Source organism: Saccharothrix sp. CB00851 (assembly GCF_001905065.1).
Lineage (GTDB): Bacteria > Actinomycetota > Actinomycetes > Mycobacteriales > Pseudonocardiaceae > Actinosynnema.
Map to the genome: position 1 here is coordinate 129,900 of NZ_LWLC01000005.1, position 20,999 is coordinate 150,898.

The window sequence follows — 20,999 nt, forward strand, 5'->3', positions numbered from 1 at the left end:
GCCCGATCCTGGTGATGTGGCGAACCGCGGTCAAGACCTTCGTGGGAGCGCTTCCTCGCAGGTAGCGGTTCCGGTTTCGGCCGTACCACGGCGTGAATCGGATTCATGTAACGCTGCGTGTCGAGACAGCTACTTGACGCAAGAGTAGGTAACGGCCAGACTGCTGCCGGAAGGTCCCGTCCACTCAGGACTGTCCAATAAGTCCTTGCCACGCTGGGAAAACACCATGTCCTTGAGGTCTCCCCTGTCCCGTCGCGCCGTGATCCTCGCCGCGACGGTTGCCCTCACCACCTCCGGCGCGGTCGCGCAGGCCGCGGAGAACCCCTACGAACGGGGCCCGGCACCGACCACGTCGAGCATCGAGGCCACCCGCGGGCCGTTCGCGACCAGCCAGACGACGGTGTCGTCGTGGAGCGTGCGCGGCTTCGGCGGCGGCACGATCTACTACCCGACCAGCACCGCCGAGGGCACGTTCGGCGCGGTCGCCGTCTCGCCCGGCTACACGGCCACGCAGTCCAGCCTGTCCTGGCTCGGACCGCGGCTGGCCTCGCAGGGCTTCGTCATCTTCATCATCGACACCAACTCCCGGTACGACCAGCCGGCCTCGCGCGGCGACCAGCTGCTGGCCGCGCTGGACTACCTCACCACCAGCAGCTCGGTGCGCGGCCGCATCGACGCCACGCGCCTGGGCGTGATGGGGCACTCGATGGGCGGTGGCGGCGCGCTGGAGGCCACCAAGGACCGGCCGTCCCTGCAGGCCTCGGTCCCGCTCACCGCGTGGCACACGACCAAGAACTGGTCCTCGGTGCAGACGCCCACCCTGATCGTCGGCGCGGAGAACGACTCGGTCGCCTCGGTGACCTCGCACTCCGAGCCGTTCTACACGAGCCTTCCGTCGACCCTGGACAAGGCCTACCTGGAGCTGAACGGCGCCAGCCACTACGCGCCCAACAGCTCCAACACCACGATCGCCAAGTACAGCATCGCGTGGCTCAAGCGGTTCATCGACAACGACACCCGGTACGAGCAGTTCCTCTGCCCGGCGCCGCGCGGCACCGCGATCTCCGAGTACCGCGACACCTGCCCGCACTCCTGATGCGGGCGCGGTGGGCCGTTCACGCTTCTGAACAGCGGGAACGGCCCACCCCTCGGCGTGCGGGAAAGCGCTTGCCACAGTCGCGCGCGGTGCGCTACGGTCGATTTCCTGGGAACGTTCCCAGACAGGTTCGTCCCGCAACGCACGGCGGCGGCGTTGTCGGGTCCGAGGGGCCGTCGCCGGCGTGTCGGGCCGGGGTCGAGAGCGCTCTCGCCCCTGCCCTCGGTGGTCTCGACGATGAGATCGCCCTGCCGGCGGCGGCCCTTCTCGGTGCGACCGTCCTGGGGTTCGCGGCGGAAACGCGAGGCAACACCTACCCGACCGGCGGGCACTGGTAGGCATGACGACCGATGACCCTGACGACCGCACCTTGTGGTCACAGGCCGCGGCAGGGAGCGGACCGGCCTTCGGCGTGCTGTTCGATCGGCACGCCAAAGCGGTCTACAACCACTGCTTCCGGCTGACCGCGTCGTGGGCGGCGGCAGAGGACCACCTGCAGAACACGTTCCTGGTCGCCTGGCGCAAGCGGGACCGGCTGCGGCTGGAGCACGACTCGGCCCTGCCGTGGCTGCTCGCCGTGGCCACGAACGTGGTGCGCGGCGACCGGCGCACGGTCGCGCGCCGGCTGCGGCTGTTCCGCAGGGCGCCGGTGGAGACCGCGGTGCCCGACCACGCCGACCAGGTGGCCGAACGGGTCGACGACCAGCGGCGGATGGCGGTGCTGCTGGCCGCCGTGGCGGAACTGCCGCGCAACGAGCGGGAAGCGCTCGCGCTGTGCGTGTGGTCCGGCGTGTCGTACGCCGACGCCGCCAGTGTGCTCGGCATCGCCGAGGTGAGCGTCCGGGCGAGGGTCAGCAAGGCGAAGGCCCGGCTGACCCGCAGGCTGGGCGCGGCACCGGTCGTCGCAGTCCCCGCGCTCACCCTGGAGGACCGATGAACCACACACTCCCCCCGACCCGGGACGTGCCGCCCCGCCGCCAGGCCCAGATCCGCGCCCGGCTGGAGCAGGAGGTCGGCCGCGGTCGCCGTGCCGTCCGGTTCGCGCCCCTGATCGCGGCCGGCGTCGCCACGGCCGCCGTCATCGCGCTGGTCGCGGTCGCCGCGCCGTGGCGGCCCGGCGGCGCCGACACCGCGGCCGGACCCAGTTCGCGGTCCGGCTACCCGACGACCGCACCGCCGAGGACCTACTCGACCGCCGAACGGCCCGTCATCCCGAACCTGTCGCCGGAGCGGATCGCCGAGATCGAACAGGGGTGCGTGGACAGCACCGGCATCGGCGGGAGGGCCGTGCTGCACCAGTACCTCACCGACTCGATCGGCACGTTCGCGCTGCTCTACACCGAGAACGCCATGCTGAGCTGCACGGTCGACAGCCCGACCATGCCCTACAACGCGGGGTTCACGGCCGGCCTGCGGGTCGAGTGGCTGCCCGGCGAGTTCGCCGCGGACGGGATCAGCGCGGCGTCCGGCGGCAACGGCGGCAAGCCCGGGTACGAGGGCAGGTTGGGGTACGAAATGGTGGCCGGGCGGGTGTCGTCGAAGGTGGCCAGGGTGACGTACGCGCAGGGCGGGCAGACCGCGGAGGCGACGATCGCCAACGGCACGTTCGTGGCGCGCATCCCGCGCCCGGCGGACTGGGGGGTACCCGAGGGGCACGGGACCGGTGACGTCCGGGCGTACGACGCGCAGGGCCGGCTGCTCGGCACGTTGGACTCGATGTCACGGGAGCGGTGCTACATGAACCCCGAGTACGTGATCGTGTTCGGGAACAAGGAGGCGGACCCGACGACCTGCCTGCCCGCGGTGTCGTGGCGGCACTGACCCGTGTCGCCGGGGTGTGTGGCGTACTCAGGTCGGCGACACACCCCGGTACGGCAGGGTCTGGCGGTAGACGATGCTCGTGGTCGTGCTGCCGAAGCCGGTCAGCTCGTTGACCACCTGTTCCAGGTGCGGCATGGAGGTGGCGGCGACCTTGAGCGTGTAGCAGTCGTCACCGGTGGTGCGCAGGCACTCCAGGATCTCCGGGCGTTCGGCGAGCAGCGCGTGCAGCGGCTCGTGCCGGTTGCCGGGGTACTTCAGGCGGACGACGGCGAGCACGGCGTAGCCGGTCTTGGCCAGGTCGACGTCGGCCCGGTAGCCGGTGATCACGCCGGTGGACTCCAGCCTGCGGACGCGTTCGGTGGTGGCGGAGGCGCTGAGGTTGACCCGGCGGCCCAGCTCGCTGAGCGCGATCCTGCCGTCGCGTTGCAGCTCGGCGAGGATGGCCCAGTCGGTCGGGTCGAGGTTCCCGGTCACTCCTGGATTCTACCGTGGAATTTGCGGTGAGAGTCGGCAACTGCCGGGAAAAGGCTCTTCAAGACGGCTGGTTTTCCGCATAGCGTTGGCGCGGTGCAGATAGGCGTGAATGTACCGAACTTCGGGCCGGGCACCTCGCCGGACGTGCTGCGGGACTGGGCGCGGACGGTCGAGGGCCTCGGCTTCGACCTGCTGATGGTGTCCGACCACGTGGCCGTGACGCCGGACGTGGCCGAGCAGTACCCGGCGCCGTTCTACGAGCCGTTCACCGCGCTGGCGTGGCTGGCCGGGGTGACGTCGCGGATCCGGCTCGGCACCACCGTGCTCGTGCTGCCGTACCGGCACCCGTTGCTGGTGGCGCGGATGGCGGCGAACGTCAACGAACTGTCCGGCGGGCGGTTCGTGCTCGGCGTCGGTGTCGGGTGGGCGCGGCAGGAGTACGAGGCGCTGGGCGTGCGATTCGCCGAACGCGGTCGGCTGACCGACGAGGGGTTGCGGGCGGTGCGTGCGGCGTGGCGGGACGAGGCGGACTACCGGGCCGGGCGGATCCCGATCTGGGTCGGCGGGCACTCCGACGCGGCGCTGCGGCGGACCGTTCGGTTCGGGGATGCCTGGCACAGCTTGCGCCTCACGCCTGCGGCATATCGGGAGGCGTTGGGGCGGTTGGAGGTCATCGCGGAGGAGGAAGGGAAACCGTTGCCCGCGTTAACTCCTCGGATCTTGTTGCACATCACGGCGGAGGAGGCGGGGCCGGAGCGGCGGTTGGGTGAGGGTACGGTCCCGCAGGTCGTGGGTGACCTGGCGGAGTTGCGCGCCTCGGGGGCCGAGGCCGTGGTGCTGGACCCGTTCGTCGGGGATCCACAGGAGACAGTCCACCCGGAGGTCGCATGGCAGGCGTTGGCCACCGTGCGGAAGGAGTTCCGATGAGCTTGAGCGGCACGGCGGGGTTGGCGAACCTGCGCAGGGCGATCGAGTTGGCGGCGGAGGCGCGGGCGGCGGGGAATCCGCCGTTCGGGTCGTTGCTGGTGGGGCCGGATGGGCTGGTGTTGGCGGAGGAGCGCAACACCAGCTTGACGGACGACGACATCACGGCGCACCCGGAGCTGAAGTTGGCGCGGTGGGCGGCGCGGTCGCTCTCGGCGGAGGTGGCGGCGGGGACGACGATGTTCACGAGTTGCCAGCCGTGTGGGATGTGCGTGGGTGCGATCGAGCGGTCGGGGTTGGGGCGGGTGGTGTTCGCGTTGTCGACCGAGCAGGTGAACGCGTTGAAGCCGGGTGGTGGATTCGCGCCCGTGCCGCAGGAGGGGCCGGCGTTGGTCGAGGAGGCGAGCGTGCCGGTGGCCGGCTACTACCGCTAGCTGTGCGCTTGGGTCCGGTCGGTGGGTGGGGTTGGGCCGTCCGGTGGGCTTCTGAACCGAAAAAGGTTCGTGCGGGGATGGGGTTCACAGATTGTGCTCGGTTCGCTACCTTGAGGTCTGGGAGCGCTCCCAGCCCTGTAGTCGGCATCCTCAACGTGGAGGACACACATGACCTTCAGACGCGGTATCCGCTCGGTAGTCGGCGTCTTCAGCTCGGTCCTGGCGGTCCTCGCCGCCAGTGTCGTGGTCCTGGTGGGCGCATCAGGCGTCGCGAGCGCGCACGGTTCGGTCACCGATCCGCCGTCGCGCAACTACGGCTGTTGGCAGCGCTGGGGCAGCGACCACCTGAACCCGAACATGGGTCAGACCGACCCCATGTGCGCTCAGGCCTGGAAGGCCGACCCGAACGCGATGTGGAACTGGAACGGCCTGTACCGCAACGGTGTCGGCGGCAACCACCAGGGCGCCCTGCCCAACGGTCAGCTGTGCAGCGGCGGTCTGGCCGAGAGCGGCCGGTACCGCGCGCTCGACACCGTCGGCGCGTGGAACACCACCAACAAGCCGCGCCAGTTCACCCTGACCATCACGGACCAGGCCAGGCACGGTGCGGACTACCTGCGCATCTACATCACCCGCCAGGGCGTCAACACGGCGACCACGCCGCTGCGCTGGAGCGACCTGGAGCTGGTCACCTCGACCGGCCGCTACGGCACCACCGGCCTCTACCAGGCCCAGGTGAACGCGGGCAGCCGCACCGGCCGCCACGTGGTGTTCACGATCTGGCAGGCCAGCCACATGGACCAGGCCTACTACCTGTGCAGTGACGTGAACTTCCAGTAAGAGCCGACATCAGGGTGCGGGCGGATCTCCGCCCGCACCCTGATGCTCACCCGAGATTCGTGGTGGCCCAGAACGCTTCGCCTTCACCGGCGACCTCGGCCGCGTCCGCGCTGTGCGACAGGAACACCGACTCCCCGCCGCGCAACACGACCTCGCCACCATCACGCACGACGACCACAGAACCTCTGGTGCACAACAAGAGCTGGGGACCACCACCGGTCAGCACCGCACCCGGCCGCACCGCGTGCAGGCGGAACTCCGGGTCCGGCGTCCGATAAGTCCTCAGTGGACCGTCACCTTCGCCGTCGAGCACGGCCGCCGGTCCGGGGTTGGGGTCGACCAGCGACAGCACCGCGTGCACGTCCACCGGCTTGGTGGTCAGGCCCGCGCGCAGCACGTTGTCCGAGTTGACCATCAGCTCGACCCCCGTGCCGCGCAGGTGCGCGTGCAGGACGCCCGCACCGACGTAGACCGCCTGGCCCGGCCGCAACCGCACCGCGTTGAGCAGCAACGCCGCCACCACACCCGCGTCGGCCGGGTAGAACTTGGCCAGCTCGACCACGTGCGCGAGCGCGGGCACCCGCCCCGCCGCCTCGGCCACCTCGGCGACCAACCCCGCATCGGCCGCCCGCAACGCCCAACGCAACGCGCCCCACGTGTCACCGACCGACAGCGAGGTCCGCATCGGCGCCAACGACGGCAAGTCCAACTCGTCCAGCAACGCCACCGTCCCAGCCGGTCGGCGGAAGCCCGACAGGGTCTCGAACTCGGTCAGCGCGACCAGGATCTCCGGCTTGGCCCGGTCGTCGCGGTAACCGTGCTCCGCGAACCCGACCACGGCCTGATCCCGGTTCGGGTGCACCTGCAACGACAGCGGCGCGTCCACGGCCAGCACCTTGAGCAGGAACGGCAGGCGCGGCCCGAACGCGGCCAGGCTCGCCGGACCGAGCAGCCCCGCCGGGTTGGCCGCGAGGTAGGCGTCCAGCGGCACGTCGCACCCGGCCAGCCGGGACGGGTCGTCCGGGTGCGCGCCGACCCACAGCTCCGCCTGCGGCACCGCGCTGGGCGACGGCTCGCCGCGCATCTCGGCCAGCGCGGTCCGCGAACCCCAGTGGTACTCCCGGACGATGGTCTCCAACTTGCGCACGGTGATTCCCTCAAATTCCCACGGGCACCCGGTCGCCCGCGAGCAGCGCCGCGGCACCGATCAGGCCCGAGTCGACGCCCAACGTCGCCGGGCACACCTCGACCCGACGCATGAACTCCAGCCCCGCGTAGTCCGCGAGCGGCCGGCTGACGGCGGGTTCCAGCAGGTCCCAGGCCTGCGCCACCCCACCGCCGATGACCACGCGATCGATCTCGCACAACGCCGAGGCAACCGTGATGACCTGCGCCACCGCCGCCCCGGAACGCCGGAACGCCGCCACCGCCGTCGGATCCCCCGCCCGCGCCGACGCGGCCAGCGCGACACCGTCCGCCGTGCCACCCAACGGCTGCCAACCCTGCTCCAACGCCCAGCGCACCATCGACGGCCCACTGGCGATCGCCTCGGAACACCCGTTCGCACCACAACCGCACAACGGCCCCGCCGGATCGACCACGAAGTGCCCGACATGGCCCGCATTCCCGGTAGTCCCGAAGTGCGGCCGCCCGCCGAAGACGAACCCCCCACCGATACCGGTTGACACCACCATCCCGAGCAGGCACTCACTACCCCGACCGTTGCCGTGGTGGTACTCGGCCAACGCCATGCACAACGCGTCCCCACCGAGCCTCACCGGCAACCCGGGCAACAACTCCCCGACCCGCCCAGTGATCGGAAAGTCACGCCAGCCCGGGATGTTCACCGGACTGATCGTCCCGCTGCGCAGATCCATCGGCGCCGCCGACGCGATCCCCGCCCCGACCACCACCCGATCCCCAACCACCGCAAGCAGCTCTTCGAGCACCCCCGCGAGCCCACCCCAGACCACTTCGGCATCACCGGCCGGCGTCGGCGTAGTACGGCGAGCCACAACAGCGCCATCCGACCCGACCAACGCCACAGCGAGCTTCGTGCCGCCGATATCAATGGCGACCGCAACCGGGTCGAGTCCTTGCCCCATGGCACTTAGTTAAGCGGTTAATCAAAGTTTCGTCAAGACCCACCCAACCCCAGGAGCCCTCAACTGTCGTGCCCACATCGGACCCGCAGCCCAACCGCAAAAGGCCCGATTTTACATGGGGTTCGGGTGCTTTAGGCTGGTCGAAGCCGGGCAGGCTTGGCGGACGCTTTTCCCGCCAGGCCTGCCCGGCTTTGGCCTGCCTGGAGTACCCGTAAGGGGCCCCATGTCAAATCGAGCCTGCCCCAACCACCGAGCCTTACGGACTACCCACCCCACACAGGATGAACCGCTTCACCTCAACATCACAGGTGCCGCTCGATCTCCGCCAACTCATCCGCCTCGAACGACAGGTTCCCCGTCGCCGCCACGTTGTCCTCCAACTGCTTCACGCTGGACGCACCGATCAACGCGGACGTCACGTTCCGCAGCACCCAAGCGATCGCCAACTGGGCCAATGTCTGCCCGCGCCCCTGCGCGACCTCGTTCAACGCCCGCACCTTCGCCAACGTCGCATCGTCCAAATTGGACGCCGACAGGAACGGCGAAGCGCCGGCCGCCCGCGAACCCTCCGGCACGCCGTTGAGGTACCGGTCGGTCAACACCCCCTGCGCCAGCGGCGAGAACGCGATGCTCCCCGCGCCCACCTCCGCCAGCACGTCGAGCAACCCGTCCTCGACCCACCGGTTGAACATCGAGTACGACGGCTGGTGGATCAGCAACGGCGTGCCCAGCTCGCGCAGCACCCGCGCCGCCTCGGCCGTCTGCTCCGCCGAGTAGTTGGAGATGCCCACGTACAGCGCCTTGCCCGAGCGCACCACGTGGTCCAGCGCGCCCATCGTCTCCTCGATGGGGGTGTCCGGGTCCGGCCGGTGGTGGTAGTAGATGTCCACGTAGTCCAACCCGAGCCGCGCCAGCGACCGGTCCAACGAGCTGACCAGGTACTTCCGCGAGCCCCACTCACCGTACGGGCCGTCGAACATGTGGTAGCCGGCCTTGGTCGACACCAGGATCTCGTCCCGGTACGGCCGGAAGTCCGCCGCGATCACCCTGCCGAAGTTCTCCTCGGCGCTCCCGGGCGGCGGACCGTAGTTGTTCGCCAGGTCGAAGTGCGTCACGCCCAGGTCGAACGCCCGGCGCAGGATGGCGCGCTGACCGTCCAGGTGCTTGTCGTGGCCGAAGTTGTGCCACAGGCCGAGCGACACCGCGGGCAGCTTCAGCCCGCTGCGACCGGAGCGGCGGTAGGGCATGGCGTCGTACCGCGACTCGGCGGCGTGGTAGGTCATGAAGATCCTCTTATCGGGTGCTCTCCCGCGCGATGAGCGTGGGCTTGGGCGACCAGCGCTCGGCGACCTCGACGCCTTCGATCAGCTCCAGCACCGACTCGGCGACGGTGACGCCGAACTGGTGCACGTCCACGCTCATGGTGGTCAGCGCGGGTGACGCGAGCCGGCACAGCGACGAGTCGTCCCACGCGACCAGGCTGAGCCGGTCGGGCACGGCGACGCCGAGTTCCTTGGCGACGCTCAGACCGGCCACGGCCATCACGTCGTTGTCGTAGACGATCGCGGTGGGCGGCTCGGGGGCGTTGAGCAGCGCGGTGGTGAGCTTCGCGCCCGACTCCTCCGAGTAGTCGCCCTCCACCACTACGGGCTCGATGCCCGCCTCCGCGCACCCTTCCAGCAATGCCGCCGTGCGCGCCCTGGTGTGCAGCAGGGTGTTCGGCCCGCTGACCCGGGCGATGCGCCGGTGGCCCAGCTCCAGCAGGTACGCCAACGCCTCGCGCACCGGGCCCGCGTCGTCGGTGCGCACCGCGGGCACGGCCAGCTCGTCCGGCTCACCCACGTACAGCGCGGGCAGGCTCATCTCGCGCAGCACCGCCGGGCGGTGGTCGTCCACGGTGCGGTTGACCACCACCACGGCGTCGACCACACCGCCCGCCGCCCACCGGCGGTAGGCGGCGATCTCGGCGTCCTCGGTGCCCACGATGTGCAGCAGCACGGACCGGTCGCCCTCGGCGAGCCGCTCCTCGATGCCCGCGATGAACTCCATGAAGAACGGCTCCGCGCCCAGCAGCCGCGCGGGGCGGGCCAGGACGAGGCCGACGGAGCCGGGCGAGCCGCTGGTCACGTCCGCACCGCGCACAGGCTGTTGGCCGATCGCAGCACCAGCGGGCCGGTCAGCGCCGACGGGTCGGCGAGCTCCGTCGTGGTCCGGACCAGGAACGAGTGCGTACCGCCGGCGGGCAGCGTGACCAGGGTGTCGTCCACGACGGCGTCCTCGGCGACCCGGTCGGCCAGCACCGCGATGTCTCGGGCGAAGGACGACGCGGTGACGTCGACCAGGTAACCGCCGTCCACCCGGCGCACCTCGGCGGTGAGCGGCTCGGGGTCGTAGGCCAGCTCCAGGTCCTCCCGGAACAGGTGCGCGGTGCGCGCGTCGGCCGTGCTCACCACCAGCACCTCCCCCTTCGGATCGCCCGGCGTGACCAAGTCGGCCGCCAGGTCGAGCCGTGCCACGGACCTCGCCGGCACGTCGAGCGGGAGTTTAGCCGCCGCGAGCACGTCACCCGCGAACGTCTGGCGTTCGAGCGCCAGCTCACCGGTCCAGGCCTCGTCGGTGTCGTTGACCGCGATGAGCGCGTCCACGCCGTCACGCGGCTGGACGGTGAGCAGGCGCGGCGCGAACGCGTGCGCGAGCGCGTAGTACAGCGGCTTGAGCCGCTCGTCGCCGTCGATCGCGGCCCACGACGTGACCGGCCAGCAGTCGTTGAGCTGCCACACCAGCGCGCCCGCCGTGCGCGGCCAGTGCGAGCGGAAGTGCTCGATCCCGAACGCGACCGCGCGGGCCTGGTTGAGCTGCGTCGCCCAGTGCCAGTCCTCGAACGCCGAGGGCGCGGGCAGGTGCGCCGCGAGGCCGCGGTCGAGCTTGCCGTTGCCGTCCTCGGCCTTCTGGTGCAGCAGGAACGCGGGCGAGGTCGGCGTCATCGGCTCGTCGTGCACCCACTTGGTGAGCGTCGCCCAGGTCGGCGGACCCTGGAAGCCGAACTCCGAGCAGAACCGGGGCGTGAAGTCGCGGTAGTGGGTGTAGTCGATCCGGTTCCAGACCTCCCACTCGTGCCGCGTGCCGTGGGTGTCCTCGTTCGGGTGCAGGTCGCCGGGGCTGTACGGGCTGCCCGGCGAGTAGTGCCTGGTGGGGTCCAGCTCGGCGACGATCGCGGGCAGCAGTTCGGTGTAGTAGCGCAGGCCCCAGGACCGCCCCTGGAGCTGCTCCTGCCAGCCCCAGTCGGCGAAGCCCCACAGGTTCTCGTTGTTGCCGTTCCACAGCGCCAGGGAGGCGTGCGAGGTCAGCCGGGCGACGTTCTCGCGCGCCTCGGCCTCGACTTCCTCCCACAGCGGCGACTCCTCCGCGTACGCGGCGCAGGCGAACAGGAAGTCCTGCCAGACCAGGACGCCGCGCTCGTCGCACACGTCGTAGAAGTCCTCGGTCTCGTAGATGCCGCCGCCCCAGATGCGGAGCATGTTCATGTTGGCGGCCACGGCCTGGTCGACCCGGCGGGCCAGGCGGTCGCGGGTGATGCGGGTGAGGAAGTGGTCGTCGGGGATCCAGTTGGCGCCCTTGGCGAACACCGGCTTGCCGTTGACGACGAACGTGAACGGCGTGCCGATCTCATCGGGGGTGGTGTCGACGGTGATGGTCCGGAAGCCGATGCGACGGTCGGCGCGGTCCACGTCCTCCTCACCGGACCGCAGCACGACAGCGAGGTCGTAGAGGGGGTGGTCGCCGTAGCCGACGGGCCACCACAGGTCGACGTCCGGCACCTCGACGGTCACCACGGCGGAATCGCCCTCGACCCGGACCCGCTGCTCGACACCGGCCACGGACGCCACCACGGTCAGGTCGGTGTCACGGGCGCGGTCGACCTCGACGTGCACCTCGACCCGGCCCGTGCCGTCCTCGTCCACCGTGACGAGCGGGCGGACCTGCTTCAGGCGTGCCTCGGTCCAGCGCTCCAGCCGCACCGGCTTCCAGATGCCCGCGGTCTGCAGGTCGGGGCCCCAGTCCCAGCCGAACGAGCAGGCCATCTTGCGCACCGCGTTCATCGGGTGCGGGTAGGCGCGGTCCCGCCAGCCCAGCGCCTCCTCCTGCCGCTCGGCGTACGCGAGCGCGGAGGAGAACGTGACGACGAGGTCGTTCGCGCCGTCCTTGAGGTGCTCGCGCACGTCGAAGCGGTAGGAGCGGAACATGTTGGCCGTGCTGCCGAGCACGACGCCGTTCAGCTCGACCGCGGCCACGGTGTCGAGGCCGTCGAACGCCAGCTCGACCTTCTCGCCCGGCTTCGCCGCCTCCGCCTCGAACGTCAGCGCGTAGCGCCAGTCGGCGCGGTGCATCCACGCCAGTTCGGTCTCGTTCGTGTCCAGGTAGGGCTCGGGGATCAGACCCGCCGCGAGGAGGTCGAGGTGCGTGCTGCCGGGGACGACGGCGGGCACCTCGCGGTCGGCGACGGCCGCCGGGATCGGCCCACCCACCGCGCTCAGACGCCACCCGTCGTGCAAGGTCGTGCGAATCATCGTTCCTCTTTTCCCGGCGGCGGCGGTGGGTTGTTGCCGTGTGACGTTCAAGGTATGGCGATTCTTACGCCAGCAACTAAAGTAAGTCAACGAGGTTCACCGCCAGAGAGGAAGACCACAAGTGGCCGACGTGACCCACCTGCGCGCAGCGGGTGTGAGCCTGGTGCTCGACTTCTCCGGAGGCACCCTTCCCCGGGTCCGCCACTGGGGTGCTGACCTGGGCGAACTCACCACCGACGAACTCGACGCGGTACTGGTCGCGCAGGCGCCGCACCCCATCGGTTTCTCGGTGGACGGCGCGGTGGACGTGGCCGCGCTGCCCGAGCAGTCGGCCGGTTGGTTGGGCACGCCCGGCGTCATCGGCAACCGAGGTGGGCGTGACTTCTCCACCGCGTTCCGGGTGGCGTCGGTGGACGGTCCGGTGATCCGGGCGGTGGACGAGGCCGCCGGGCTCGGGCTGGAGCTGACCGTCGACCTCACGCCGTCCGGGCTGGTGCGGCAGCGGGCCGTGCTGACCAACACCGGGACGTCGGACTTCAGCGTCGACGCGGTGAACCTGACCTTGCCCGTGCCGCCGCAGGCGGTCGAGATCCTGGACTTCACCGGTCGGTGGACGCGCGAACGCAGCCCGCAGCGGACCGCGTTCACCCACGGGCTGCGGGTGCGCGAGAACCGGACCGGGCGGACCGGTTACGACTCGGCGTACCTGTTCGCCGCCGGCACGGCCGGGTTCGGCAACCGCTCCGGCGAGGTCTGGGCCGTGCACACGGCCTGGTCGGGCAACCACCGGACGTTCGCCGAGAAGACCTACCACTCGGTGTCGCTGCTGGGGTCGGGTGAGCTGCTGCTGTCCGGCGAAGTCGTGCTGGAGCCAGGCGAGTCGTACGCGTCGCCGTGGCAGTACGCGTCGTACGGGCAGGGGCTGGACGAGGTGTCCGGGCGGTTCCACCGGCACCTGCGGTCGCGTCCGTCGCACCCCACCTCGCCGCGCCCGGTCGTGGTGAACACGTGGGAGGCGGTGTACTTCGACCACGACCTGGACCGGCTCAAGGCACTGGCGGACGCCGCCGCGTCGGTCGGTGCCGAGCGGTTCGTGCTGGACGACGGCTGGTTCGGGTCGCGGCGCGACGACCGGCGGGGGCTGGGCGACTGGTACGTGTCCGACGAGGTGTGGCCGGAGGGCCTCGGTCCGCTGACCGACCACGTGACGGGGCTCGGGATGCAGTTCGGCATCTGGGTCGAGCCCGAGATGGTCAACCCGGACTCGGACCTGGCGCGGGCCCACCCGGATTGGATCATGGCGGCGGGCGACCGGCTGCCCGGGACGGCGCGGTACCAGCAGGTGCTCGACCTGGCCCGGCCCGAGGCGTTCGAGTACGTCCTGGAGCGGCTGGACGCGTTGCTGTCCGAGTACCCGGTGTCGTACCTGAAGTGGGACCACAACCGGGACCTGGTCGACGCCGGGCACCGGCCGACGGGGCGGGCGGGCGTGCACGGCCAGACGTTGGCCGTCTACCGGCTGCTGGACGAGCTGCGGCGGCGTCACCCCCGGGTGGAGATCGAGTCGTGCTCGTCCGGTGGTGGGCGGGTGGACTTGGAAATCTTGGAGCGCACCGACCGGGTGTGGGTGTCGGACTGCATCGACGCGTTGGAGCGGCAGTCGATGCAGCGGTGGACGAACGCGCTGGTCCCGTTGGAGCTGATGGGTACGCACGTGGGCGCGGGGACGTCGCACACGACGCACCGGCAGCACCCGATCGACTTCCGGGCGGGGACGGCGCTGTTCGGGCACTTCGGCATCGAGTGGGACCTGACGGCGGCGTCGGCGGAGGACCTCGCGCGGCTGACGTCGTGGGTGGCGCTGTACAAGGAGCTGCGGCCCCTGCTGCACACCGGTGTGTCGGTGCACGGCGACCACCCGGACCCGGCGATCGAGGTGCACGGGGTGGTGGCGGAGGACGGTTCGGACGCCGTGTTCGCCATCGTCGCCCTGGCCACGTCCCAGCTCTACCCGCCGGGGCCGGTGCGCTTGCCCGGCCTGTCGGCTGACCTCTCGTACCACGTGCGACCTCTCGCACCCGGTGACGTGCCGGACGGCAACGCGCACAACTGGGGCGTGTTCCTGCCTTGGTGGACGCCCGAGGGCGTGACGCTGCCGGGCCGGGCGCTGACGACGGCCGGCGTGCAGGCTCCCGTGCTGCACCCGGAGCGATTGGTGCTGGTACGGGCGACGGCGATCTAACGGGCATCTTCCACACCAGTGAGAGTGCTCACTCCACGTATCCACTCGAACACGGCGCCGACCGGCGACCGGCTGCGTACTTTCGGTTCCCGTTGGACGGCTGGGGGAAGCCGATGGAGGGACGTTCGTGGACGGGTTCGAGGTAGCAACGGGAGAGTTAGCGGGAGCGCGGGCGGGCATCGACCGCAACGCCGGCCATCTCGCTCTGATGGCGGATTACTGCGAAGGACTGGCCGAGCAGCACGGTTCGTTCGGCGCGCTCATGCAGCACTTCCACGCCGGTTATGACGCCGCCGCTCGCACACAGGTCCGGGTGCTGCGGGAGATGCGGCACAAGTTGTTCCGCACCGCCGAGGCGGTGGAGGCGACCCGCGAGACCTACTTGACCGCCGAACGCGATGTGGCGGTGGCGATGGCGCGCATCGAGCAGCAACTGGGCGGCGTGCATGACTCGACGTCGCCGGGCACGATGCCCCAGCCGGCATGGATCGGCGGGTACGAGGATCAGGTGGCGGTCGACGGTGTGCTGATCGCACCCAGGAGCCACGACGACCGGATGAACCGTCAGATCGAGCAGATCGGCGGCACGCTCGGCACGATCGACGACATCTGGCGGTGGTGCTTCGGCGAGAGCCTGCTGGATCAGGTGTTCACCCCGATCAGCGGCGACTGGGGCCGGTTGCGGTCAATCGCCGACGGCTGGGACAACCTCGGCACGGCGGCCAAGGGCGTCGAGGACAACCTGACCGCCTTCAAGGTAAGGCTCGGCCAGACCTGGCAAGGCCCGGCAGCGGCCCGGTTCGACAGCTACCTCAACCAGTGGCGGAACGCCCTGTCGAACGAGCGCGTCATGACCGCCGACCTGGCGGCTTTCGTCCGTGACATCGCGGAGAACGCCGAAGCGGCCTTCGTCATGATCGCGACCACGTTGAACCTCGTGGTCGACATCGTCCTGACCGCCAGAAAAATTTCGGCCGTCCCTGGCTACAACCAGCTCAAGGCGATCACCAAGCTCAAGGAAGCCGCCTCGGCCGCCGAAAAGATCTTCGAGGTGCTCAAAGCGCTCTTCGACTTGGTCGAATCGTTCACCGCCTACGTCGATGCGCTGGTCAAGGCGATCGATGAGGGCAACGACAACGCTCCGGCACCGAGCGGCGCCGTCGCCGTGCCGCACGCGGTCTGATCGGCGACGGGAGCATCGACGTGGACGAGGCAACGGGCAAGCAGCTTGACCAAGCGCGGCAACGGCTCGGCAAGTCTCTGCAGGACACCAAGACAGCGATCGCGAGGACCCAGGCGGAGATCGCCGAACTCGCCGAGCGCCAACGGCAGGCCGAGCGTGATGACCGGGTGAACGAGCGGTTCGAGGAGGCGGCGCGATCCGGGGAGATCGGACGCGACATGCACTACGTCCAGACGAGGGTCGACCGGGGCGAAGTCGCCTGGCACGAGGTGTTCGCCGGCCAGGTCGACGACGAGGCGATGACGCGCGCCGCGCGCCGGACTGACGGAACTCTCCGACTGGCCGTGGAGTCCGGCGCGCCGCCCCGTGACGTGCCCGTGGACGACGAAGCGGCGTTCGGCAATCCGCTCGGCCAACCGGGCCAGCGGTGGTGACAGCTCACGGGCGCAGATAGGCGAAGAGCCCGATACCGGCGGCGAAAACCAGTACACCGCACCACGCCCACCACACACCGTGCCGCCGGTCGGCCACCGCGGCGATGCCGAACAGGCTGCCCGTCAAACCGCCGACCGCCCCGATCGCACCGGCGGAAGCAGGCGGGGGGACCCCCAGCCACATCATCGCCGCGAGGCAGGTGCCGACGATGATCAGGAACCACCCCCAGCCGCGACGTGATGAGGGGAGGAACGAGTACACCTCCGATAAGAATTCAAACACGGCGGTACCGTAACGCAGTGTGCTCGTCCGGCGACTGCCAGTTCGACCAATTCGATGTGAGAAAGGCGCGAAGTGGACCCGGAGATCGACTTCTCGCTCGCCGAGCTCGACGCGGTCGGCGAGGCGCTGCGGCTCAACGTACGACGGTTCCCGTTCGCCGTGGGACACCACGGCGCGACGCGCGAGGAGCGGATCGCCCTGGTGGCGGCGGCCCATCGTGACCTGGTCGCGCGCGGGCTGATCCGCGGTCGTGACTTCGTGCCGGAGTTGGTCGAGGCGTTGCACGTGTTCGCACGGGGAAATCTCGCGATCGCGCTCGTGGGCACGGCGGGCGACACCCATCCGGTGGCGCTGGCTTCGACGGACGGGCGGGTGGGCGTGCTCGCGATCCAGCGGGGGCGGTCGATCGCGTTCCGGCGGTCGCACCCGGACACCGTCGTCCGCGCGCTCGTCGGCCTGCTGCCCGCGATGCGCCCCGGCCCGGGTGCTTCGGTCACGGTGTCCGATACCGCCACACCCGCCCATCCGGTGGACGAAGACTTCTCCGAGTTCCGCTTCACGTCCCGGATGAAGCCCGCCGCGCCGTCCGCCGTGGCGGTGGCGGCGGAGATCCTGCGGCGTCCCCGGCTCGGCGCGGGGTACTTCACCGTGACCGCGCGGGGCCGCAACGACCGGGAGACCGAGCTGGGCACGCTCAACTACCTCGACACCGACGCCGGGCGGTACGCGATCATCCCCGGCACCGACCACGACGGCCGCCTCACCGCCACCTACACCCCGGCTGAGCAGGCATTTCTCGACCGCCAACTGACCCGAATGGTGGATTCACGACGATGAGCGGAACGGCTCGCCGGCCACGATCCGTCGGATTCACCGGACACGGCGACCACAGTTGGCTACCGTCGGGACACAGAGCGTCAGTCTTGGTTATGGCCGTCATCAGGGGAGGGTGATCACCATGGCGGGAGGCCTCCTGGCCGGGATCAGCGGCATGAGCGGCGCCGTCGCGGCCTTCAGCGCCGCGACCGCCGCCGGCTTCACCATCAGCGAAACGGGCGGCCAGGCCCTGATCAGGGCCATCGACAACATGCATGAAGGCGCAACGGACGCCCTTCGAAGGGCCGAGTTCTTGAGCCAGGAACCACCACTGGGCACGACTCCGGCAGCACAAGTCTACAAGCCGTTCTTGGCCACCATCGCCACCGATCCCATACAGGGATTTATCCCAGCGATGCGAAGGTTCCAAGATGACCTCAACCAACTTCGCTCCAAGGTGGAACAGGCGATGACCACTTACCAAGTCACCGACCAGGGCGCCGGGCAAGGCGTCACCCGCGCAGGCGGCCCGACTCTCACCGCCTGACCTACCAGGGAAGCACCCGTGAACTCTCGAATAGTCCCGGCCATCATCGCGGTCACAATAATGGCCATCACCGCATGCGGTGGCCCTGCGGTCAGCGGTCAACCCACTTCTGCACCTGAAACCAGCTCCACCAGTGACACCGCCGCCTCTTCGAGTAGCCCGACCAGCGGGGGCTCTCTCGAAGACACCGACCCATGCAGCTTCCTCACCAAGAGCGAGGCCGAGCAGCTTACCGGTGCACAGCGCAAGGACCCGGCTCCGGAGAAGCTCGGTTCGGCAAGGGTCTGTGGCTTCTCACCAGAATCGGCAAGTTTCGGGATCGGTATTCGAACCAACGTGGGATTGGCGGGTGTTCAGCCGAACGGCGGGGTGATCGAGGAGATCGTGGTCGGCCGTCATCAGGCCAAGCAATTGCTAGGCGCAACCGGTAGTTGCGGAATCTACATAGGCGTCACCGACTCATCACGGGTCGATGTTGTACTGAACTCGGGCAGCAGTGACAAGGATCCGTGTCCGTTGGCGAGGCAGATCGCCGAGTTCATCGAGCCGAGACTGCCGTAGCGGCGTCAGAGGGAGGGGTAGGGATGAATCAGGGACCTGCGGGGCAGCCGTCGGATGTCTACTCGCGCTACGGCCTCAACCGGCACTCCGAAGTGCAGACCGGTGAGCAAGTTCGGGAGCGGGTCAACCAGGAGCTGACGCAACAGTACGGGCCGTTCGGCGTGATCGTCGGCATGCTCCAGGCACCCGGCCAGGTTGACGACCTCCTCGACGCTCAGGCCGCCAAGCTCAAAGGGCAGGTGGAGACGCGGTCGGCTCCCGATGAACCTGGCGTCCACTACCTCGGCATCCCGCACCAGCAGCTTCACGAGAGCGTGAACAGCGGGGTCGACCCCGGCGCGGTCGGCGAGATGGGTGAAATCTGGACCACGCTCGGCAACCAGCTCGCGACCTTCAACGACGACATCGTCACCGCCATCGGCAACAGCGAGGCGGATTGGGTCGGCAAGGCCGGCGACGGTGCCCGGCAGGCACTGGCCGACATGGGCAACCGGGCTGGTGAGACCGGCACCTCGGCGCAGTTGGCCGGCACGCTGTTCGCACAGCAGTCACGGGCGTTGAGCACCGCCAAGGCGAACGTGCCGCCACCCCCGGCCGAGCCCTTCAACACGCAGGCCGCCAACGACCGCCTGCTGACGATCATCGACCCGCTCGCGATGATCCGGCAGGCGGCGGCCGACAAGGCCGCGTTCGAGCAGCAGCAGAAGGACCACCAGGAAGCCGCACGAGCGGTGGAGACCTACGACCGCACGGTGGCGCAGACGGCTGCGGCGCAACCCGCGTTCGCTCCTGCTCCGGTAGCACCGCCTCAACAGCCGAACCCCGAAACGCCGGTGCATCCGCCGGGCCCCGGTGACCCGAAGGCTCGTGACAACACTCCCCCACCCCCGATCAGTGGGAACACCGACACCTCATGGTCGGTCCCATCCGCCACCACCGGTGGGAACACGACCAATCCGAGCGGCGTGGTCGGTCCCCTGCCGGGCGGCGGCCAGACAGGCGGCAACACCAATCCTGCCGGAGGCGGACCGGTGCTCGGCGGCGGCTTCCCGCTGGGGCCGAACCCGAACGCGACCACTGGCCGCAACACCACCACAGGCCCGAACACCGGTCGGCCCGGCGGCTCGCCGCCGAACGGCCCAACCGGCAACAGCAGTGGGACCGGCCGAGGCGGCACGGGCGGAGTCGGTCGCTTGCCCGGTGTTGGCGTCGGGTTGCCAGGAGGTGGCGTCGGCCTTCCTGGTGGAGCCGCCGCAGCCAAGGGCATTGGTGGCAGCACCGGCATGTTGCCCGGTGACGGCACGGCCGCTCGAAGTGGTGTGGGTGCCCCAGGCGCGACCGGTGGACGAGGCGCCGCCGGACCGGGCGGGATGGCGCCGGGTGCGGGTGCGGGTGCGGGCCGAGGCCAAGGTGACGAGGACATCGAGCACCAGTCGCCGTCCTACCTGCTCGAAGCGGACCCGGACAAGGTCTTCGGCACCGACGAGACGACCGCCCCTCCGGTGATCGGAGACTGGAGTCGATGAGACTTGGTGGCCACCCGCGACGAACCCCCAGTCGGCGCGGGCGGCCACCTGCCTATCAGCCCAGCCGGTCGGCCTTGACCGCCGCGAGGAACTCACCAAACGACTCATCGGCAAAGACCAACGTGCCAGTCGCACGGCTCTTGGTGTCTCGCACCGCCGCCCACCTGTGCGACCGCCCCACCTCCACGCAATTCTGCCCGCCACCGCTGCGCGACGACGTCCGCCACCGTACGACCTTGAGATCTGATGTGACCATCCTGCGTCCTCCTAGGTCAACTCTTTGATCCGCAGGTTGATCCTCTCGATTGTCTGATGCCGACTCAAGCTGCTACCGAGCAGCGTTTCGAACGCCAAGTTGTAGACCCGGACGTGCTCACGGCCGAGGTAGTCGGCGGCAGTGAGACCTTCGACGTAGACGATGCCGGGACGCCCCTCGATCAAGGTGACGATCGTGAAGGTGGCGCCGTGGGAGGCGTGCGCACCAGCGTCGAGCGGAATGATCTGGACGTAGATGTGCGGCAACTTGGCCAGTAGTTTGATCTGTTCGAGCTGTGCACGGAGTATCTCGGGACCGCCGATCTCACGGTACAACGCCTCTTCGCCGACGATCAGCCACATGCGAGGCCCACCCGGTCCCTTCATCCGCTCCAGCCGCTTGCCCCGATCTCCCGCCATCCGCTCCACCTCAGCCGGGGAGACGATGACCGATCGCCCCAACATCGCGCGGGCGTAGTCAGTGGTCTGGACGGTGCCTGGAAAGCAGTCACCGTTGAAGATCCTTAGTTCTCGTGCGGCACGCTCAAGGTTGACGTACTTGACCGCGTGCTCGGGGACGCGAGTAGCAGGCAGCTTCCGCCGTGACTCCGCAGCGAGTCGCCTCATCGAGGTGGCCCGGTCCCTCGGTATCTTGTAGGCACGGGCAGCCTTCTCCAGGTCTCCGTCGCTGACCTTCATGTCGCCTTGCTCGACCTTGGACAGCTTGCCTGTGTACCAGCCGAGCATCTTGCTTGCGTCGGCGTTGGAGAGCCCGGCAGCTTCCCGCGCATCTCGGAGGTCCGCGCCGAGCAGGATTCGCTGCACGATGGGGCCGGGATCGGGTTCGACCATGTCGGCGAGTGTGCATCAACTTCAAAGCCTTAGCTGGA

General features: G+C 69.6%; 22 protein-coding genes. 13 read left to right on the forward strand and 9 right to left on the reverse strand.

Going from position 1 to position 20,999, the window contains the following annotated elements; genetic code table 11:
- The first annotated feature begins 226 nt into the window (after positions 1-226).
- The 3 genes from bdeA to A6A25_RS07830 all read left to right on the forward strand — a co-directional run bounded on the left by bdeA (position 227) and on the right by A6A25_RS07830 (position 2,917).
- Positions 227-1,096 carry a bis(hydroxyethyl) terephthalate hydrolase gene (gene bdeA, locus A6A25_RS07820; protein ID WP_073887229.1) on the forward strand — a complete coding sequence of 290 codons (870 nt, stop codon included), beginning with the start codon at positions 227-229 and terminating at the stop codon, positions 1,094-1,096.
- Between the two features lie 340 nt (positions 1,097-1,436).
- On the forward strand, positions 1,437-2,033 hold the full coding sequence (locus A6A25_RS07825; protein WP_073887231.1) for an RNA polymerase sigma factor: 597 nt from the start codon (positions 1,437-1,439) through the stop codon (positions 2,031-2,033).
- Positions 2,030-2,917 carry a hypothetical protein gene (locus A6A25_RS07830; protein WP_073887234.1) on the forward strand — a complete coding sequence of 296 codons (888 nt, stop codon included), beginning with the start codon at positions 2,030-2,032 and terminating at the stop codon, positions 2,915-2,917. The genes A6A25_RS07825 and A6A25_RS07830 overlap by 4 nt, the downstream gene beginning before the upstream one ends.
- Positions 2,918-2,944: 27 nt before the next feature.
- Here the strand turns inward: A6A25_RS07830 and A6A25_RS07835 are convergent, their stop codons facing one another.
- Positions 2,945-3,391, reverse strand: a complete 447-nt coding sequence (locus A6A25_RS07835) for an Lrp/AsnC family transcriptional regulator (protein WP_073887236.1) — start codon at positions 3,389-3,391, stop codon at positions 2,945-2,947.
- 93 nt (positions 3,392-3,484) lie between these two features.
- Between A6A25_RS07835 and A6A25_RS07840 the strand changes: the two genes are divergently transcribed.
- From A6A25_RS07840 to A6A25_RS07850, 3 genes are all read left to right on the forward strand, one after another.
- A complete protein-coding gene (locus A6A25_RS07840) occupies positions 3,485-4,318 on the forward strand; it encodes an LLM class flavin-dependent oxidoreductase (protein ID WP_073887238.1) in 834 nt (277 codons plus the stop codon).
- Positions 4,315-4,749, forward strand: a complete 435-nt coding sequence (locus A6A25_RS07845; RefSeq protein WP_073887240.1) for a nucleoside deaminase — start codon at positions 4,315-4,317, stop codon at positions 4,747-4,749. The genes A6A25_RS07840 and A6A25_RS07845 overlap by 4 nt, the downstream gene beginning before the upstream one ends.
- A 168-nt stretch (positions 4,750-4,917) precedes the next feature.
- A complete protein-coding gene (locus tag A6A25_RS07850; RefSeq protein WP_073887242.1) occupies positions 4,918-5,589 on the forward strand; it encodes a lytic polysaccharide monooxygenase auxiliary activity family 9 protein in 672 nt (223 codons plus the stop codon).
- A gap of 46 nt (positions 5,590-5,635) precedes the next feature.
- Here A6A25_RS07850 and manA read toward each other — a convergent pair whose 3' ends face one another.
- The 5 genes from manA to A6A25_RS07875 form a co-directional block, all read right to left on the reverse strand.
- Positions 5,636-6,736: a mannose-6-phosphate isomerase, class I gene (gene manA, locus A6A25_RS07855; protein WP_073887244.1), complete on the reverse strand. Its 1,101-nt coding sequence runs from the start codon at positions 6,734-6,736 to the stop codon at positions 5,636-5,638.
- Between the two features lie 10 nt (positions 6,737-6,746).
- Positions 6,747-7,694, reverse strand: a complete 948-nt coding sequence (locus tag A6A25_RS07860) for an ROK family protein (protein ID WP_073887246.1) — start codon at positions 7,692-7,694, stop codon at positions 6,747-6,749.
- A gap of 302 nt (positions 7,695-7,996) precedes the next feature.
- Positions 7,997-8,977, reverse strand: a complete 981-nt coding sequence (gene mgrA / locus A6A25_RS07865) for an L-glyceraldehyde 3-phosphate reductase (RefSeq protein WP_073887248.1) — start codon at positions 8,975-8,977, stop codon at positions 7,997-7,999.
- 10 nt (positions 8,978-8,987) lie between these two features.
- Positions 8,988-9,821: a LacI family DNA-binding transcriptional regulator gene (locus A6A25_RS07870; protein WP_073887338.1), complete on the reverse strand. Its 834-nt coding sequence runs from the start codon at positions 9,819-9,821 to the stop codon at positions 8,988-8,990.
- Positions 9,818-12,262, reverse strand: a complete 2,445-nt coding sequence (locus tag A6A25_RS07875) for a glycoside hydrolase family 2 protein (RefSeq protein WP_073887249.1) — start codon at positions 12,260-12,262, stop codon at positions 9,818-9,820. Before A6A25_RS07875 ends, A6A25_RS07870 begins: the two co-directional genes overlap by 4 nt.
- 121 nt (positions 12,263-12,383) lie before the next feature.
- Between A6A25_RS07875 and A6A25_RS07880 the strand changes: the two genes are divergently transcribed.
- From A6A25_RS07880 to A6A25_RS07890, 3 genes are all read left to right on the forward strand, one after another.
- Positions 12,384-14,504: an alpha-galactosidase gene (locus tag A6A25_RS07880; protein ID WP_073887251.1), complete on the forward strand. Its 2,121-nt coding sequence runs from the start codon at positions 12,384-12,386 to the stop codon at positions 14,502-14,504.
- 127 nt (positions 14,505-14,631) lie between these two features.
- A complete protein-coding gene (locus A6A25_RS07885; protein ID WP_143193013.1) occupies positions 14,632-15,687 on the forward strand; it encodes a WXG100 family type VII secretion target in 1,056 nt (351 codons plus the stop codon).
- Between the two features lie 20 nt (positions 15,688-15,707).
- Positions 15,708-16,121: a hypothetical protein gene (locus A6A25_RS07890; RefSeq protein ID WP_073887255.1), complete on the forward strand. Its 414-nt coding sequence runs from the start codon at positions 15,708-15,710 to the stop codon at positions 16,119-16,121.
- A 4-nt stretch (positions 16,122-16,125) separates the two neighbouring features.
- Here A6A25_RS07890 and A6A25_RS07895 read toward each other — a convergent pair whose 3' ends face one another.
- Positions 16,126-16,383, reverse strand: a complete 258-nt coding sequence (locus A6A25_RS07895; protein ID WP_143193014.1) for a hypothetical protein — start codon at positions 16,381-16,383, stop codon at positions 16,126-16,128.
- Positions 16,384-16,476: 93 nt separating this feature from the next.
- Here A6A25_RS07895 and A6A25_RS07900 point away from each other — a divergent pair, with 93 nt between their 5' ends.
- From A6A25_RS07900 to A6A25_RS07915, 4 genes are all read left to right on the forward strand, one after another.
- Positions 16,477-17,241, forward strand: coding sequence for an ESX secretion-associated protein EspG (locus tag A6A25_RS07900; RefSeq protein ID WP_073887257.1), 765 nt, complete (start codon positions 16,477-16,479; stop codon positions 17,239-17,241).
- Positions 17,242-17,353: 112 nt separating this feature from the next.
- The gene (locus A6A25_RS07905; RefSeq protein ID WP_073887258.1) at positions 17,354-17,767 is read left to right on the forward strand and encodes a hypothetical protein; all 414 of its coding nucleotides are present in this window, start codon (positions 17,354-17,356) and stop codon (positions 17,765-17,767) included.
- 60 nt (positions 17,768-17,827) lie between these two features.
- On the forward strand, positions 17,828-18,328 hold the full coding sequence (locus A6A25_RS07910; protein ID WP_073887259.1) for a DUF3558 domain-containing protein: 501 nt from the start codon (positions 17,828-17,830) through the stop codon (positions 18,326-18,328).
- Positions 18,329-18,351: 23 nt separating this feature from the next.
- Positions 18,352-19,854, forward strand: a complete 1,503-nt coding sequence (locus A6A25_RS07915) for a hypothetical protein (RefSeq protein ID WP_143193015.1) — start codon at positions 18,352-18,354, stop codon at positions 19,852-19,854.
- 55 nt (positions 19,855-19,909) lie between these two features.
- Here the strand turns inward: A6A25_RS07915 and A6A25_RS07920 are convergent, their stop codons facing one another.
- On the reverse strand, positions 19,910-20,110 hold the full coding sequence (locus A6A25_RS07920; RefSeq protein WP_073887261.1) for a DUF397 domain-containing protein: 201 nt from the start codon (positions 20,108-20,110) through the stop codon (positions 19,910-19,912).
- Between the two features lie 11 nt (positions 20,111-20,121).
- Positions 20,122-20,961, reverse strand: coding sequence for a helix-turn-helix domain-containing protein (locus A6A25_RS07925; RefSeq protein WP_073887262.1), 840 nt, complete (start codon positions 20,959-20,961; stop codon positions 20,122-20,124).
- Positions 20,962-20,999: the final 38 nt, after the last annotated feature.